The 15,155-nt window shown below is 66.8% G+C and carries 15 protein-coding genes; 4 read left to right on the forward strand and 11 right to left on the reverse strand.

Annotated features, from left to right (window positions below):
• Positions 1–9: 9 nt before the first annotated feature.
• The 6 genes from IQ782_RS06050 to IQ782_RS06075 all read right to left on the reverse strand — a co-directional run bounded on the left by IQ782_RS06050 (position 10) and on the right by IQ782_RS06075 (position 6,685).
• Positions 10–1,443, reverse strand: coding sequence for an aldehyde dehydrogenase family protein (locus IQ782_RS06050; RefSeq protein ID WP_194133723.1), 1,434 nt, complete (start codon positions 1,441–1,443; stop codon positions 10–12).
• An 11-nt stretch (positions 1,444–1,454) separates the two neighbouring features.
• Positions 1,455–2,843 (reverse strand): NAD(P)/FAD-dependent oxidoreductase, encoded by a 1,389-nt coding sequence (locus IQ782_RS06055; protein ID WP_194133724.1) that lies wholly within the window; start codon positions 2,841–2,843, stop codon positions 1,455–1,457.
• Positions 2,840–3,637: an ABC transporter permease gene (locus IQ782_RS06060; protein ID WP_194133725.1), complete on the reverse strand. Its 798-nt coding sequence runs from the start codon at positions 3,635–3,637 to the stop codon at positions 2,840–2,842. Before IQ782_RS06060 ends, IQ782_RS06055 begins: the two co-directional genes overlap by 4 nt.
• A complete protein-coding gene (locus IQ782_RS06065; protein WP_194133726.1) occupies positions 3,634–4,488 on the reverse strand; it encodes an ABC transporter permease in 855 nt (284 codons plus the stop codon). Before IQ782_RS06065 ends, IQ782_RS06060 begins: the two co-directional genes overlap by 4 nt.
• A gap of 3 nt (positions 4,489–4,491) precedes the next feature.
• Positions 4,492–5,529: an ABC transporter ATP-binding protein gene (locus IQ782_RS06070; protein WP_194133727.1), complete on the reverse strand. Its 1,038-nt coding sequence runs from the start codon at positions 5,527–5,529 to the stop codon at positions 4,492–4,494.
• Between the two features lie 73 nt (positions 5,530–5,602).
• Positions 5,603–6,685: an ABC transporter substrate-binding protein gene (locus IQ782_RS06075; protein ID WP_194133728.1), complete on the reverse strand. Its 1,083-nt coding sequence runs from the start codon at positions 6,683–6,685 to the stop codon at positions 5,603–5,605.
• Positions 6,686–7,044: 359 nt separating this feature from the next.
• Here IQ782_RS06075 and speB point away from each other — a divergent pair, with 359 nt between their 5' ends.
• Complete coding sequence (gene speB / locus IQ782_RS06080; RefSeq protein ID WP_194133729.1) at positions 7,045–7,992, forward strand: agmatinase; 948 nt, start codon at positions 7,045–7,047, stop codon at positions 7,990–7,992.
• Positions 7,993–8,089: 97 nt separating this feature from the next.
• Here the strand turns inward: speB and IQ782_RS06085 are convergent, their stop codons facing one another.
• Entirely contained in the window at positions 8,090–9,565 is a 1,476-nt protein-coding gene (locus tag IQ782_RS06085) for an NAD-dependent succinate-semialdehyde dehydrogenase (RefSeq protein WP_194133730.1), read from the reverse strand.
• Between the two features lies 1 nt (position 9,566).
• Positions 9,567–10,853, reverse strand: coding sequence for a 4-aminobutyrate--2-oxoglutarate transaminase (locus IQ782_RS06090; protein WP_194133731.1), 1,287 nt, complete (start codon positions 10,851–10,853; stop codon positions 9,567–9,569).
• Positions 10,854–10,996: 143 nt separating this feature from the next.
• Between IQ782_RS06090 and IQ782_RS06095 the strand changes: the two genes are divergently transcribed.
• Complete coding sequence (locus IQ782_RS06095; protein WP_194133732.1) at positions 10,997–11,569, forward strand: cupin domain-containing protein; 573 nt, start codon at positions 10,997–10,999, stop codon at positions 11,567–11,569.
• A 13-nt stretch (positions 11,570–11,582) separates the two neighbouring features.
• Here the strand turns inward: IQ782_RS06095 and IQ782_RS06100 are convergent, their stop codons facing one another.
• Positions 11,583–11,954, reverse strand: coding sequence for a DUF2237 family protein (locus tag IQ782_RS06100; protein WP_194133733.1), 372 nt, complete (start codon positions 11,952–11,954; stop codon positions 11,583–11,585).
• 94 nt (positions 11,955–12,048) lie between these two features.
• On the reverse strand, positions 12,049–12,741 hold the full coding sequence (gene pth / locus IQ782_RS06105; RefSeq protein WP_194133734.1) for an aminoacyl-tRNA hydrolase: 693 nt from the start codon (positions 12,739–12,741) through the stop codon (positions 12,049–12,051).
• Between the two features lie 76 nt (positions 12,742–12,817).
• On the opposite strand from pth, the gene hmuQ reads away from it, so the two are divergent.
• On the forward strand, positions 12,818–13,129 hold the full coding sequence (gene hmuQ / locus IQ782_RS06110; protein WP_194133735.1) for a heme-degrading protein HmuQ: 312 nt from the start codon (positions 12,818–12,820) through the stop codon (positions 13,127–13,129).
• 81 nt (positions 13,130–13,210) lie between these two features.
• Here hmuQ and IQ782_RS06115 read toward each other — a convergent pair whose 3' ends face one another.
• Positions 13,211–13,834, reverse strand: a complete 624-nt coding sequence (locus tag IQ782_RS06115; protein ID WP_194133736.1) for a 50S ribosomal protein L25/general stress protein Ctc — start codon at positions 13,832–13,834, stop codon at positions 13,211–13,213.
• A gap of 174 nt (positions 13,835–14,008) precedes the next feature.
• Here IQ782_RS06115 and IQ782_RS06120 point away from each other — a divergent pair, with 174 nt between their 5' ends.
• Complete coding sequence (locus IQ782_RS06120; RefSeq protein ID WP_194133737.1) at positions 14,009–15,154, forward strand: MFS transporter; 1,146 nt, start codon at positions 14,009–14,011, stop codon at positions 15,152–15,154.
• Position 15,155 lies beyond the last annotated feature (1 nt).

Consider the following 15,155-nt stretch of genomic DNA (forward strand, 5'->3'; position numbering starts at 1 on the left):
GATCCGGCGTCAGGCCGGGGTGGTGATGTGCTTGAGCGCGGCGTAGCCCTGCAGCCCGCCGAAGCCGAGCTCGCGGCCGATGCCGCTGGCCTTGAAGCCGCCCCACGATGTCTCGGGGAAGATGATCTGCGGCGTGTTCACCCAGACGTGGCCCGCGTCGATGCGGTCGGCGACGGCATTGGCACGCGCGGGATCGCCGCCCACCACGGTCGCCGCCAGACCGTAGTCGGTGGCATTGGCGAGCGCGATGGCAGCCTCGTCGCCCTTGACCCGGCGCACGGAGAGCACCGGGCCGAAGATCTCCTCGCGCCAGAGCGCGCTGGTCTCGGGCACGTCGAGATAGACGGTGGGCTCGATGAAGAAGCCGGAGCCCATGGCACCCGTACCGCCGCAGAGGCAGTCGAGCCCCTCGGAACGCGCGGTGAGCAGGTAGCCCAGCACCTTGTCGCGCTGCGCCATGGTGGTGAGCGGGCCCATGTCGATCTCGCCGCGCGGGTCGCCCACGGCCATCTTGCGAATGCGCGTGCGCAGGGCGGCGATGAGGTCGTCGGCAATGGCCTCGTCGACGATCAGTCGCGAGGTGGCCGAGCAGATTTGCCCCGCGTTGAAGAAGACCCCGCCGCAGACCAGCTCGGCGGCCGTCTCGATGTCGGCGTCGGGCAGCACCACGATGGGGGACTTGCCGCCCAGTTCCAGCGAGACCGGCAGCAAGCGCTTCGCCGCCGCGCCCATGATCCGGGTGCCGGTGGCGTTGGAGCCGGTGAACGAGACCTTGCGGATCTGCGGCGCGTCCAGCATCGCGGCGCCGATGGCGCCCTCGCCGGGCAGGATCGACAGCACGCCCTCGGGCAGGCCAATCTCCTGCGCGATCTCGCCGTAGACGAGTTCGGCGAGCGTGGTGAACTCGGACGGTTTCAAGAGCGCGGTGCAGCCCGCCGCCAGCGCCGGGGCGAGTTTCCAGGCGGTGGTGACCAACGGGAAGTTCCACGGCACGATCAGTGCGGCGGGGCCATAGGGTTCGAGCACCTGCCGCCCGCTGAAGCCATCGTCCGGTAGCACCACGCGGCCCCGGTCGAGGGCGCCGCCCTCGACGAGATCCGCGTAGTAGCGGAAACAGGCGATGGCATCGCCGAGGTCGATCTCAGCCTCGAAGCGCGGCTTGCCGTTGTTGCGCATCTGGAGGGCGATGAGCGCCTCCTGCCGCGCTTCCAGCCCCGAGGCGAAGCCGCGCAAAAAGCGCGCGCGCTCGGCGACAGGCAGGCGGCGCCACGTGCCGAAGGCTCTTTCGGCGCTCTCGGCCGCAGCGGTCACGTCATCGAGCGTGGCGGTGGCGAAGCGGGCGAAGCCCTCTCCCGTCGCCGGGTTCACCGCGTCGCGCAGCGCGCCCTTGCCGGGGTGGAAGCGGCCGTTGAGGAAGACGGCATCGGTGCGGGTCTCGGTCATCTCTGCAACGCTCACAGCGGGAACCCCATCGCATGCACCATCTTCACCCAGGCGCGGCGCCAGCCGCCCTTGTCGTCCACCTCGTCGAGGGCGCGCATGGTGATCGCGGCACCCGGCCAGCGCAGCGGCTCGCGCGGGATCGGGCGGGGCAGCGAGTTGGCAAGGCCGAGCTCCAGCTCGGGCACGCCGGTGTCGTCCAGCATCTCGATCCCCAGCCGCGCGCCGAAGCGCGAGGCGGTGACGCCGAAGCCCGAATAGCCGCCCGCGTAGACGCCCTTGCCGCCGTAGTAGGGCTGGAAGTGCACCGCGAGCCGGGTCGTCAGGTCGATCGGACCGGACCAGGCATGCGAGAACTTCACGTCCTCGAGCTGCGGGAAGGTCTTGAAGAAATAGCCCGCCAACCTGTCGTAGACCGCGATCTGCCGGTCGCCCTCGGGGTCGGTCTTGTCGCCGTAGTAATAGCCGATGCGCCCGCCGTAGACGATGCGGTTGTCGCGGGTCAGACGCATGTAGTTGAGTTGCGTGCGGGTGTCGTAGATGCCCTGCCGGTGGGTCCAGCCGATACGCGACAGCTGCTCGTCGCTGAGCGGCTCGGTGGCGATCACCCGGTCGCGCATGGCGACGACGTAGTTCTTGATCTTCTTGTGCCCGGCGCACCAGGCGTTGGTGGCAAAGAGCACCTTCGGCGCGGTGACTAGGCCGTCATGGGTGCGGATGCGCAGCTTGGAGCCCAGATCCTCGACCTCTTCCATCGGCGTGTGCTCGTAGATTGTCACCCCCAGCGACAGCGCGGCGGCCTTGAGGCCCCAGGCCAGCTTGGCGGGCTGCACGGTGCCGGTGCGCTCCTTCGACCAGATGCCGGCCTCGAAGAGCGGCGAGGCCACCTCGGCCTGCACTTCGGCCTTGTCGAGCCAGGCGACGTCATGGCCGTGGCCCATGTGCAGTTGGTGCTCGCGGCGCAGCTCGGGCAGGTCGTCCTTGCGCACGGCGACGGTCATCTCGCCGCCCCACTCGAGGTCGGCGTCGATGCCGAAGCTCTCGATGGTCTCGCGCCAGCTGTCGAGGTTGTCGATGCCGAGTTTCTCCAGCATCTCGATGTCCTTGGGGAAGACGCGCTCGGCGTTGACCAGCCCGTGCATGACCGAGGTCGAGACGATGCCGCCGGGGCGGCCCGAGGCGCCATGCGCCACCTTGCCGGCCTCGATGATCACCACCTCGCGCTGCGGGTTCCGCTGCTTTGCGATGATCGCCGCCCAGAGGCCGGTGAAGCCGCCGCCGACGATCAGCAGGTCGGCCTCGCGCGCGCCCACGAGATGCGGGCAGGTGTCCGGCGCGGCGGGGTTGTCGAGCCACAGCGGGTAGAGCGTGGCGTGGGCGAGTGCCTTTTGGGTCAGGGTCATTTGCTTCTGGCTCCAAGCAGTTTCGGCAGGTCGCTGAAGGCCGCGACGAGGGAGAAGATCAGCACGGTGCTGGCCACGAAGACCACCGAGGCGGCGGCCATGACCGGCGTGTAGCCGTAGCGCAGGGCGTTGAAGATCTTCATCGGAAGGGTTTCGAAGACGGCGCCCACGGTCATCACCGCGATGATGTACTCGTTGAGTGAGATCACGAAGACGAAGCAGAAGCCCGAGATCACGTAGGGGCGGATCATCGGCATCACGACGGTGCGCAGCACGGTTGCTTCCGAGGCACCCATCGAACGCGAGGCTTCGACGAGGCTGGTGTCGATGTCCTCGAAGCCGAGCGAGAGCGAGACAAGCGGCAGGGTCACGAGGAAGATCGCGTGCGCGACGACCACGGTCCAGAACTCGCCGTAGTAGCCGAGGATGATGAAGAAGGTCAGGAAGCCCATCGCGGTGATCACCGGCGGCAGCAGGAAGGGCATGGCGCCGAGGCCCGCCACCAGCTTGCCGAAGCCGGTGCGGTAGCGCCAGTTGAACCAGGCCACCGGGAAGGCGATCAGCACTGCAAGCAGAGAGGCGCAGATCGCGATGGTCAGCGAGGTCAGGAGCGGCTCGCGCCATTCGGGGTCGAGGAAGAGGTCGCCGTACCAGCCGAGGTTGAACCCCTCGGGCGGGAAGGTCAGCGACTTGCGCTCGTTGACCGAGACCCCGGCGATCACCACGAAGGGAGCGATGGTGACGATGCCGACGATCCAGAAGAACAGCGTGGAGAGGATCTTGCCGAGCTTCATGCCTTGGCCCCTTTCCGGTTGATCAGGGTGACCAGCAGCACCAGCAGGATGGTCACGGTCATCAGGAAGATCGACAGCGCCGCGGCGAAGGGCATGTTGGACTGCAAGAGCGCCTGGTCCGAGATCACCACCGAGAGCGTCCAGTTGGTCGGACGGCCGAGGATCTGCGGCAGCAGGTACGAGCCCAGCGTGAAGACGAAGATCATCACGAAGCTGACGACGATGGGCGTGCGGTGCATCGGCACGATCACGTTGAAGAAGGCACGCAGCGGCGAGGCGCCGAGGGTGCGCGAGGCCTGCTCGATGTCGGGCTCGATGCGGCTCAGGATCGGGTAGAGCAGCAGCACGGCGTAGGGCATGGCGATGTAGGTGACGCCTGCCAGCACCGCGCCGAGCGAGGGGGCGTAGCTCTGGGCCTTCTCGGTCAGGCCGAGCGCTTCGAACAGAACGCCGATCCCGGCGGTGCGCGACAGCAGCGTCGACCAGGCGAAACCGATGATCGCCTCCGAGAGCGACAGCACCGAGAGCATGACGATCAGCCAGAACACCTGCGTGCCGCGGCGCGCGTTGACCAGCAGGTAGGTGAAGGGAAAGCCGATGACGATGGCGAAGAGCGCGACGAGGAAGGCGACCTCGAAGGAGGTGCCGAGCACGCTGAGGAAGAAGGGCGAAACCAGCCGCGCGTAGTTCTCGAGCGTGAAGACCTGCTCGTAGGCGCCGCCGCCGAGGTTGTGGAAGAAGGACATGCCCACCATCGAGCCGAAGGGCACGATGTAGAAGGCGATGAGCGCGAAGGCCGGCAGCAGGATGGGCAGGTAGCCCAGCGGGGTGCGGGGACGGGACTGGATCATGGCTCAGCCCAGAACGACGACGGATGCGGGATCGACCGACAGATGCGCCGTGTCGCCGACTTCGAACGGGCAATGGGTGCGGCCCGGCAGGCTGACGGTCAGGTCCTTTTCATCGGCGTTGCCGGTGTCGACGCTGATCTCGGTCGTGGCACCAAGGTGGCGCACGAAGGTCACCGTGCCGGTCAGGGTATCGGGTCCGGCCTGCGGGGCCAGCGCGATGTCCTCGGGGCGGATCGAGAGGGTGGCGATGCCTGATTTTGCCCCCGGCAGCGCAAGTGCACCGCCCGGACCCTCGAAGCGGCCACCTTCGATGCGGCCTGCGATCAGGTTGGTGATGCCGATGAAATCCGCGACGAAGGCATTGGCGGGGTTGCGGTAAATCTCGATCGGCGGGGCGACCTGCTGGATCTTGCCCTCGGACATCACCACCACCAGATCGGCGGTGGTCATCGCCTCGCGCTGGTCGTGGGTCACCAGCAGCGAAGTCACGCCGAGGCTGCGCTGCAGGCGCTTCACCTCGACCTGCATGGTCTCGCGCAGCTTGGCGTCGAGCGCCGACATCGGCTCGTCGAGCAGGAAGAGCTTGGGCTGCATGATCAGCGCGCGGGCGATGGCGACGCGCTGGCGCTGGCCGCCGGAAAGCTGGGTGATGGCGCGGTCGGCCTTGCCGGGCAGGTGCACCAGCTCGAGCAGCCGCTCGACCTCGGCGCGGCGCTTGTCCTTGGGCACGCCGCGGATGGCGAGCGGGTAGGCGATGTTGTCGCCCACGGTAAGGTGCGGGAAAAGCGCAAGCGACTGGAACACCATGCCGAAATCGCGCTTGTGCGCCGGAGTTGTGGTGATGTCCGACCCGTCCAGAACGATCCGACCGGCGCTGGGGTCCTCGAGCCCTGCGACGATGCGCAGAAGGCTGGTCTTGCCGCAGCCCGAGGGCCCCAGCAGGCAGACGAACTGGCCGTTGTCCACGGTGAGCGAGATGTCACTGAGAGCCTGGACGTTTCCATAAAACTTGTCGACGTTTTCGACGATGAGACCTGACATGCGTGCGTCTTCCCTGCGGCCGGGCGCAAGCGCCCCCGGCCGTCTCCTGTTTGGTTGAAATTTGGTGAGGCGATCAGGCCTGGAGCATCTCGGCCCAGATCTGGTTCAGCCAGTCGGTGCGCTCGAAGTGCAGGTCGTAGCGCGGGATCACCGGCGCGATCTCCGACGACACGGCGGCGAATTCCTCGTCGGTGAGATCCATGCTCTCGCGCGCGACGTTCGGCGCGGTGCCGAGGTTGCGCGCCAGCATCGCCTGCACCGAGGGCTGCGACATGTAGTCGATGAAGACCTGCGCCTCTTCGATCTTTTCCGAAACGCCCGCCACGGCCCAGTTGCCGGACTCGCGCAGGCCGCCCTCCTTCGGGAAGTTCGAGCGCACCGGGAAGCCGTCGGCGGCGGCGAGGCCGGTGACATCGTGGTAGTACTGGCCGATCGGGATCTCGCCCGACTTCAGCGCCTGCTCGAACTGCGCCTCGTCGCGGTACCAGAGGCGGGTGTTCGGCTTCAGCTCGGCGACCTTGCCAAGCACTTCGCGGATCGTCTCGTCGCTCGACAGGTAGTCGGTGCCGCCGAAGAAGGTCTTGGCGGTGATCTCCAGCAGGTAGGAGTTCGACACCAGCGCCAGCAGGCCGAGGCTGTCTGCGTATTTCGGCTCCCAGAGCTCGGCCCAGCTGCCGATCGGCTCGGGGAAGCTGTCGGTGTTGGTGGCGACGGTGATGTACCAGGACACCGCGCCGACCGCGGCGAGTCCGCCATCGTCGTAGCGGTTGATCAGCGTCGGCAGGATGTTGGACACGTTGGGCATCGCCGCTTCGTCGAGCGTGGCCCAGAGGCCGGTGCGCATGCCGCGCATGATGCTCACGGTGGCCATCATCGACACGTCTGCCGGGGCGCGCTTGGCGCGGGCCGCCTGCTGAAGCTGGATCAGCCAGGCCTCGCCGGTGGGCACGGCGATGCTCTCGATCTCGATGCCGGTGGCCTTGGTGAACTCGGGATAGACGAAACTGTCGAAACTGTCCTGGAAATAGCCACCATAGACGCCGACTTTCAGCGGCTCGCCGGCGGCGCGCAGCACCGAGGGGGCGGCCAGCGTCAACGGCAGGGCGCTTGCGGTCTTGAGGAGCGTGCGGCGCGAGAGCGCGGAAGGTCTGGTCATGTCTCGGTCCCTGTTTTTGCGTTTTTGATGAGTTCAGGGCAGAAGACTGCAAGCCCGCTTCCGGAAACATCACGAAATATCGGAGTTCATTTCGGGATTTCCCGAATGAATGGTGTCAAGGGGTTAGGGTTGAGAGGCTTTATGCAAAATCATTTATTTTCAGGCAATTATAATGAGGTATCCGAGTTTGACGCCGGGGAAATCCTCGCGAGGATCAGGCTGAGGGATGACCGGCGGCATGATTTGAGGAAGGGTCCTTCTTCACTTCGGAAATTTTCGAAATGATTTTCGGAAATTCTTTATTTCCTCGAAGCGCGCGAGCGCGGAAGACTGGCGGGAACAGGAATTTCGAGGCTCGAATGTCAGAACTCAATCAACCACTTGGTGGCAACGTCATGCCGCGCACCGGCGGTCCGGGAACGATGATGCGGCTGCCGACGCAGCCCACGGCGGAAGGCCTCGACGCCTGTTTCGTCGGGATCCCGATGGATATCGGCACGTCGAACCGTCCGGGAACCCGCCTCGGCCCGCGGCAGATTCGCGACGAGAGCCGGATGATCCGCCCCTACAACATGGCGACCCGCGCCGCGCCCTTCGACAGCCTGCAGGTGGCCGACATCGGCGATGTGCCGATCAACCTCTACGATCTGAAGAAGTCGGTCGACATCATCACCGAGCATTACAAGGGCATCCTGGCCCATGACGTGATCCCGCTGACACTCGGCGGCGACCACACGCTGACCTGGCCGATCCTGCGCGCGGTGGCCGAAAAGCACGGGCCGGTGGCGCTGATCCACGTCGACGCGCATTCCGACACCAACGAGGAGATGTTCGGCGAGACCGTCGCCCATGGCTGCCCCTTCCGGCGCGCCTACGAGGACGGGCTGTTGCTGAACGACAAGGTTTTCCAGATCGGCCTGCGCGGCTCGGGCTACGCGCCGGAGGACTTTGACTGGGGCCGCGACAAGGGCTGGACGGTGATCCCCGCCGAGGAGTGCTGGCACAAGTCGCTCGCCCCCTTGATGGAAGAGATCCGCGCCAAGATCGGCGATGCGCCGGTCTATCTCAGCTACGACATCGACAGCCTCGACCCGGCTTTCGCACCGGGCACCGGCACCGTCGAGGTGGGCGGGCTGACGACGATCCAGGGGCTCGAGATCATCCGTGGCTGCGCCGGGCTGAACCTCGTCGGCTGCGATCTCGTGGAGGTTTCGCCGCCCTATGATCCGGCGGGCAACACGGCGGTCATCGCGGCGAACTACCTCTTCGAGATGCTCTGCGCGCTGCCGGGCGTGAAGCGCGGCTGAGGGCGGGCCGACCGACCAAGATTGCTGTTTCGGGTAATGTCGAAATGAAGAAAAGGGGGCCTTTCGGCCCCCTTTTGTCGTTTCTGGCTGCCGGGTTTCAGCTCAGACCGCCAAAGCAGAGGTTCTTGATCTCGAGGTAGTCGTCGCAGCCGTACTTGGACCCCTCGCGGCCCATGCCCGACTGCTTCACCCCGCCGAAGGGCGCGAGCTCGGTCGAGATGACGCCGGTGTTGATCCCCACCATGCCGGTCTCGAGCGCCTCGCCGACGCGCCAGGCGCGCGCGAGATCACGGGTGTAGAAGTAGCCGGCGAGGCCGAACTCGCTGTCGTTGGCCCAGTCGATCGCCTCGTCCTCGCTCTCGAAGCGCACCAGCGGAGCGAGCGGGCCGAAGGTTTCCTCGCTGGCGACCTTCATCTCCTGCGTTACGCCGGTCAGCAGCGTCGGCTCGAAGAAGGTGCGGCCCAGATCGGAGCGAGAGCCGCCCTTCACCACGGTCGCGCCCTTGGCCACGGCGTCACGGATGTGGTCCTCGACCTTGGCCAGCGCCGCCGTGTTGATCAACGGGCCGGTGTTCACGCCTTCCGCGAAGCCATCGCCCAGTACCAGTTTGTCCAGCGCCGCGCCGAGCTTCTCGGCGAAGGCGTCGTAGACGCCGGCCTGCACGTAGATGCGGTTGGCGCAGACGCAGGTCTGGCCATTGTTGCGGAACTTCGCCAGCATCGCGCCCTCGACCGCCGCATCCAGATCGGCGTCGTCGAAGACGATGAAGGGGGCGTTGCCGCCCAGCTCCAGCGAGAGCTTCTTCACCGTGTCCGCGCCCTGCTTCATCAAAAGCTTGCCGACGCGGGTGGAGCCGGTGAAGGTCAGCTTGGCGACCTTCGGGCTTGCGCACATCTCCATGCCCATGCCGGCGGCGTCGAGGCCGGGCAGCACGTTGAAGACGCCCGCGGGCACGCCCGCGCGCTCGGCCAGAACCGCAAGGGACAGCGCCGAAAGCGGAGTGAACTCGGAGGGACGCGCCACCATGGTGCATCCCACAGCCAGCGCCGGCGCCATCTTGCGCGCCAGCATGGCATTGGGGAAGTTCCACGGGGTGATCGCGCCGACGACGCCCACCGGCTGCTTGACGATGACCATCCGGGTGCTCGACTGCGCCCCTGGGATCATGTCGCCGTAGACGCGTTTCGCTTCCTCGGCGAACCACTCGACGTAGGAGGCGCCGTAGAGGATCTCGCCGCGCGCTTCCGCCCAGGGCTTGCCCATCTCGGCGGTCAGGATCGTGGCAAGGTCGTCGGCGTTGGCGACCAGCAGGTCGAAAAGCTTGCGCAGGATCGCGCTGCGCTCCTTGCCAGACTTGGCCGCCCAGGCCTTCTTCGCGGCAGAGGCCGCGTCGATGGCCACGGTCACGTCGCTGGCCGACAGATCCGCCACATGCGCGATGATCTCGCCGGTGGAGGGGTTCTCCACCGGGAAGGTCTTGTCGCCCTCGACCCAGGCGCCGTTCACATAGGCGCGGGTCTCGAGCAGGGTCGCGTCCTTGAGAGCGAGCGATGCGATGTTCAGGTCTTTCATCTCAGAGTCCTTTCGCGGCCTTGGCGGCGGCTTCGAGGATGGTCATGGCCTCGTCGAAGATCGCGTCGGGGATGGTGATCGGCGCGAGGAAACGGATCACGTTGCCATAGACGCCGCAGGTGAGCAGCAGCAGGCCGCGGTTCAGCGCCTCGAGCCGGATGGCATTGGCGAGCTCGGGCAGGGGGGTGCCGTTTGCGTCGATGAATTCGGCGGCGACCATGAAGCCCGGGCCACGGATTTCGGCGATCTCGGGCACATCGGCGCGCAGGGCTTCGAGCCTGGCCTTCAGCTTGCCGCCGAGCACGTTGGCGCGCTCGCAGAGCTTCTCCTCGTCGATCACGTCGAGCACGGCATTGGCCGCGGCGATGCCGAGCGGGTTGCCGCCGTAGGTGCCGCCGAGGCCGCCGGGGGCCGCCGCATCCATGATCTCGGCGCGGCCGACCACGCCCGAGATCGGAAGGCCGCCGCCGAGGCCCTTGGCCATGGTGGTCAGGTCCGCCGCGACGCCGTAGGCCTCCATGGCGAAGAGCGTGCCGGTGCGGGCGAAGCCGGTCTGCACCTCGTCGGCGATCATAACGATGCCCTTGTCGTCGCAGAGCTTGCGGAGGCGCTCGACGAACTCCTGCGGCGCGGGGTTGAAGCCGCCTTCGCCCTGCACCGGCTCGAAGATGATCGCGGCGACGCGGGCCGGATCGACATCAGCCGTGAACAGCATGTCGAGCGCCTTGAAGCTGTCGTCCACGCTGACGCCGTGCAGCGCGTTCGGGAAAGGCACGTGGAAGACGTCGTTCATCATCGGGCCAAAGCCGGTCTTGTAGGGCGCGACCTTGCCGGTCAGCGTCATGCCCATGAAGGTGCGGCCATGGAAAGCGCCGCTGAAGGCGATGACGGCCTGGCGACCGGTGTGGGCGCGGGCGATCTTCACCGCGTTCTCGACTGCCTCGGCACCCGTGGTGACGAACATCGATTTCTTGGCGAATTCCCCCGGCGCGCGGTCGTTCAGGCGCTCGGCGAGGCGCACGTAGTTCTCGTAGGGCACGACCTGATGGCAGGTGTGGGTGAAGGCGTTCAGCTGCTCGGCGACGGCGGCCATCACCTTGGGATGGCGGTGCCCGGTGTTGACCACGGCGATACCCGCCGCGAAGTCGATGAGACGGGTGCCGTCGGCGTCCCAGATCTCGGAATTCTCGGCCTTCACCGCGTAGTGGTCGGTGAGCACGCCGACGCCGCGGGCCAGCGCGGCCTTGCGGCGGGTTTCGATCTCGGCGTTGGCGGTCTGCTTGAGCATGGTCTGTCCTCCGGAGGGCCGCTCGTTGGCCCGTGCGTTTCTCTGACAGGCAAGCTACAGGTTCCAATATTGCGAAAAAGTCTGTTTCTTGCTGCCTGCAACCCGTTGTATATTCTTGTCTGCTGAACAAGGTTTTGCAAATAATGAACACATCGAACACGACTCAGGAGGACCTTGCGCTGGGTCACCGTCTGCGGGTGCTTCGCGAGCGCGCGGGCCTGTCGCAGCGGAGCCTTGCCAAGAAGGTGGGGGTGCCGAACTCGACGATCTCGCTGATCGAGTCCGGCAAGACCAACCCGTCCGTCGGGGCATTGCGCAAGATCCTCGACGGCATCCCGGTGAGCCTGTCGGAGTTCTTCGCCTTCGAGCCCGCGCCCGAGCGGCAGATCTTCTATGCCGCCGAGGAGCTGGTGGAGATCGGCAAGAAGAACCTCTCGCTGAGGCAGGTCGGCGCGACGCTGATCGGCCGGGCGATGATGCTGCTCAGGGAGACCTACGCGCCGGGGGCGGACACCGGGCGGGTGATGTACGGCCACGAGGGCGAGGAGGGCGGCATCGTCATCTCGGGCCGGGTCGAGATCACCGTGGGCGAGGAGCGCAAGATCCTCGGGCCGGGCGATGCCTACTACTTCGACAGCCGCGTGCCGCATCGCTTCCGGCAGGTCGGGGCGGAGCCTTGCGTGCTGTTTTCAGCCTGCACGCCGCCGACCTTCTGAGCAGGCGGGTGCCCTAGTCGGCCCGGTGCTGCTCGAGAATATCCAGCGCAACCACTTCGAGGGCGCGGGCATGGGTCGATTCAAGCTGCACCTTCGGCGCGCAGCCCTCGTCATGGGCCTGCAGGAAGCGCAGCGCGCAGAGGCACCACTGATCGCCCGGCTTCAGCCCGGCAAAGCGCAGGCCGGGGCGCGGGGTCGAGAGGTCGTTGCCGACATACTTGGAATAGGCGAGGAATTCGGCCGTCATCACCGCGCAGACGGTGTGGCTTCCGGCATCCTCGGCGCAGGTGTTGCAATGGCCGTCGCGGAAGTATCCGGTCATCGGGTCCACCGAACAGGGATGAAGCTGGCCGCCCAATACGTTGATGGCGCGATCTTTTTCCATATCGTCCTCCGATGCGTGCCTGACCCACCCACGCTTCAGCCTAAAGATCGCCCGGCTCCGCCGCAAGTCACGGGGATGCAAGGCCGGGACACGGTCAGCGGAACTTGTCGGCGAGCTTCTGGAGCGGGCTGCGGCTGTCCTCGGCTGTATTGTCTGTCTTCGGCTCCAGCCTTGCCTCCGAGGTGGCCTCTGGCTTGGCGGCGGACTTCGACGAGCGCGGCGGCGCGACGCGCAGTGCCACGGCGTTCTGGAAGCCGGGCTTGTCGCCTTCGGCCAGCGCCTTCGCCCCGTCGGAGATGCCGCGCATCAGGTCATCGAGCCAGTCTTCCTCGGCCTTGGCGAAGTCATGCAGCACATAGCCCGCGACCGCCTCTTTCCGGCCCGGGTGGCCGATGCCGAGGCGGATGCGGTGGTAGGCCTCGCCGATGTGCTGGTGGATCGAGCGGAGCCCGTTGTGCCCGGCGTGGCCACCGCCGGTCTTCACCCGGCACTTGCCCGGAGCGAGGTCGAGCTCGTCGTGGAACACCGTCACGTCGCCCGGCTCGAGCTTGAAGAAGCGCATCGCCTCGCCGACCGACTGGCCCGAAAGGTTCATGAAGGTCTGCGGTTTGAGCAGCAGCACCTTCTCGCTGCCCAGACGGCCCTCGGCGACCTCGCCCTGGAAGCGCGCCCGCCACGGGCTGAAGCCGTGATCCTCGGCGATCCGGTCGACGGCCATGAAGCCGATATTGTGCCGCGTCTTCGCGTATTTGCCGCCGGGATTGCCCAGACCCACGAAAATCTGCACCGCGTCTCTCCGATTTGCCTCTGTTCGGCCCTAGATAGGACGGGAACGCCGATAGCACAGACAGGAAGGAGAGACCATGTATCTCACGATGAACCGCTTCAAGGTGATCCCGGAAAAGGCGGCCGAGTTCGAGGAGGTCTGGGCGCAGCGCGACACGCAGCTGAAGACCGTGCCGGGCTTCCGCAGCTTCGCCCTGCTGAAGGGGCCGGAGCGCGAGGATCACATCCTCTATGCCTCGCACACCATCTGGGAGGACGAGGAGAGCTTCATCGGCTGGACGAAAAGCGAGGCGTTCCGCATCGCCCACAAGGGTGCAAAGGGACGGGCCGAGATGTACCGAGGCGGGCCAGAGCTGGAGATCTTCGAGTCGGTGATCGAGCTGGTCTGAGCCTCGGGCCGGGAAGCGGTCGCAAACGAAAACGGCCCTGCCGGGGGCAGGGCCGTTCGTAGGTCGAAACCTGCGCGAGGATTATTCCTCTGCAGCCGCCTCTTCGCCCTCTTCTTCGTCGTCGCCGCCCACCAGGCCGCGCGGAGCGGAGATGTTCGCGATCACGAAGTTGCGGTCGATGGTCGGCTTCACGCCTTCCGGCAGCACGACGTCGCTGATGTGGATCACATCGCCGATGGTCTTGCCTTCCAGGTCCACGGTGATGTGGTCCGGGATGTCGCCTGCGAGCACGTTCAGTTCGACTTCCTGACGCACGATGGTCAGAACACCGCCGCGCTTGAGGCCGGGTGCCTTGTCCTCGTTGATGAAATCAACGTGGATGTACAGGTTGATCCGCGAGGTGCGGCGCAGGCGCATCAGGTCGAAGTGCGTCGGCAGGTCTTTCACGACGTCGCGCTGGACGTCACGGCAGATCACGCGCACATCCTCGTGGCCATCGACCTTGAGGTTGAAGAGGGTCGACTTGAAGCGACCGGCCTTCAGGGTCTTCAGCAGCGAGTTGAACGGGATCTGGATCGAGAGCGGCTCTGCTTCGCCACCAAACACGACCCCGGGAACCATACCGTCACGACGAGCTTGCCGAGCGGCGCCCTTGCCCGTCCCCGACCGTTCCAGAGCTACGAGATCAGGAATCTCACCAGCCATTTTGTATCTCCAATGTATCTAGGGCAGGGTGCCTCCAAGGCTGTCACCCTGCGATGAACGCAGCCCCATAGACCGGATCAGCCTTTTCGGCAAGCGTTGAATCACGTGAGGTCCCGCGCAGGGCGCGATTGACGCCTATGGACCTGGCCCGCGCCCCGTGTCACGGCTTGCGCCATGAGCATCCTGTCAGACATCCGGCTGATCCGCCGCCCGCTCGCGGGCTTTGCTGCAATCGGCATCTGCTGGGGTGTTTTCGCAGGCTGCGTGCCGGCGATCAAGGCCCAGGTGGGGCTGTCCGACGGCGGCTTTGGCACGGCGATGCTGGTCTCGACGTGCGGCGCGATCCTGGCGATGTGGATCGCCCCCTGGGCCGAGGCGCGGCTGAAGGCTCGCGCCATGCCGCTCTTCACCGCACTTCTCGGGCTGGGCTTCGCGCTGCCGGGGCTGGCGGGATCGGGGGTGCAATTCGCAGCGGCGATGCTGCTCTGCGCGGCGGCGGCGGGCACGGTGGACGTGGCGATGAACGCGCAGCTCTCGCAACTCGAGGCGCGCTCGGGGCGGCCGCTGATGAACCTCGCCCACGGTGGCTACTCGCTGATCTATGCCTGCGCCGCGCTGGCGGCGGGCATCGCGCGCGGCAGCGGCGTGCCGGTCTGGGCGATCTTCCTCGGCGCCACCTGCCTCACGCTGCTGGCGGCGTTCTCGGCGCGGGGCGGCGAGCTGGCGGTGCACCACGACGAAACCGGAGGTGACCGACCCCGCGCGCCGCTGCCCTGGGGCATCGTGGCGCTGGCGGGCGTGGTGATCTGCATCGGCTTCATGGCCGAGCAGGCAACCGAGGCCTGGTCGGCGCTGCACCTCGAGCGCAACCTCGGCGCCGGGGCGGTCGGCGGCGCGCTGGCCCCGACGCTGCTGGGGCTCACCATGGGGGCGGGGCGGCTCTCGGGGCAGGGGCTGATCCGGCGCCTCAACGGTGCCGGGGTGCTCGGCGCGGGCGCGGGGCTCGCGGCTTTGGGGGCGGTGATTGCGGCCCTCGCGCCGACCGCGCTGGTCGGCTGGATCGGCTTTGCGGTGCTGGGCTTCGGCGTCTCGGTGCTGGCGCCGATGGCCTATGCCTGGCTCGGGGCACGGCTGACGCCGCAGGCGCGGGCGCGGGCGATCAGCCGGGCAACGGTGATCGGCTACACCGGGTTCTTCATGGGACCGCCGATGATGGGCGGGCTGTCCGAGGTCTTCGGGCTGCGCGCCTCCTTCGGGGCGGTGGCGCTGCTGCTCCTGCTGGTGCCGCTGGTGCTGCTGCCGCTCATGGCGCGGCGGTGAA

The organism is Salipiger mangrovisoli (genome assembly GCF_015223355.1).
GTDB classification, from domain to species: domain Bacteria; phylum Pseudomonadota; class Alphaproteobacteria; order Rhodobacterales; family Rhodobacteraceae; genus Salipiger; species Salipiger mangrovisoli.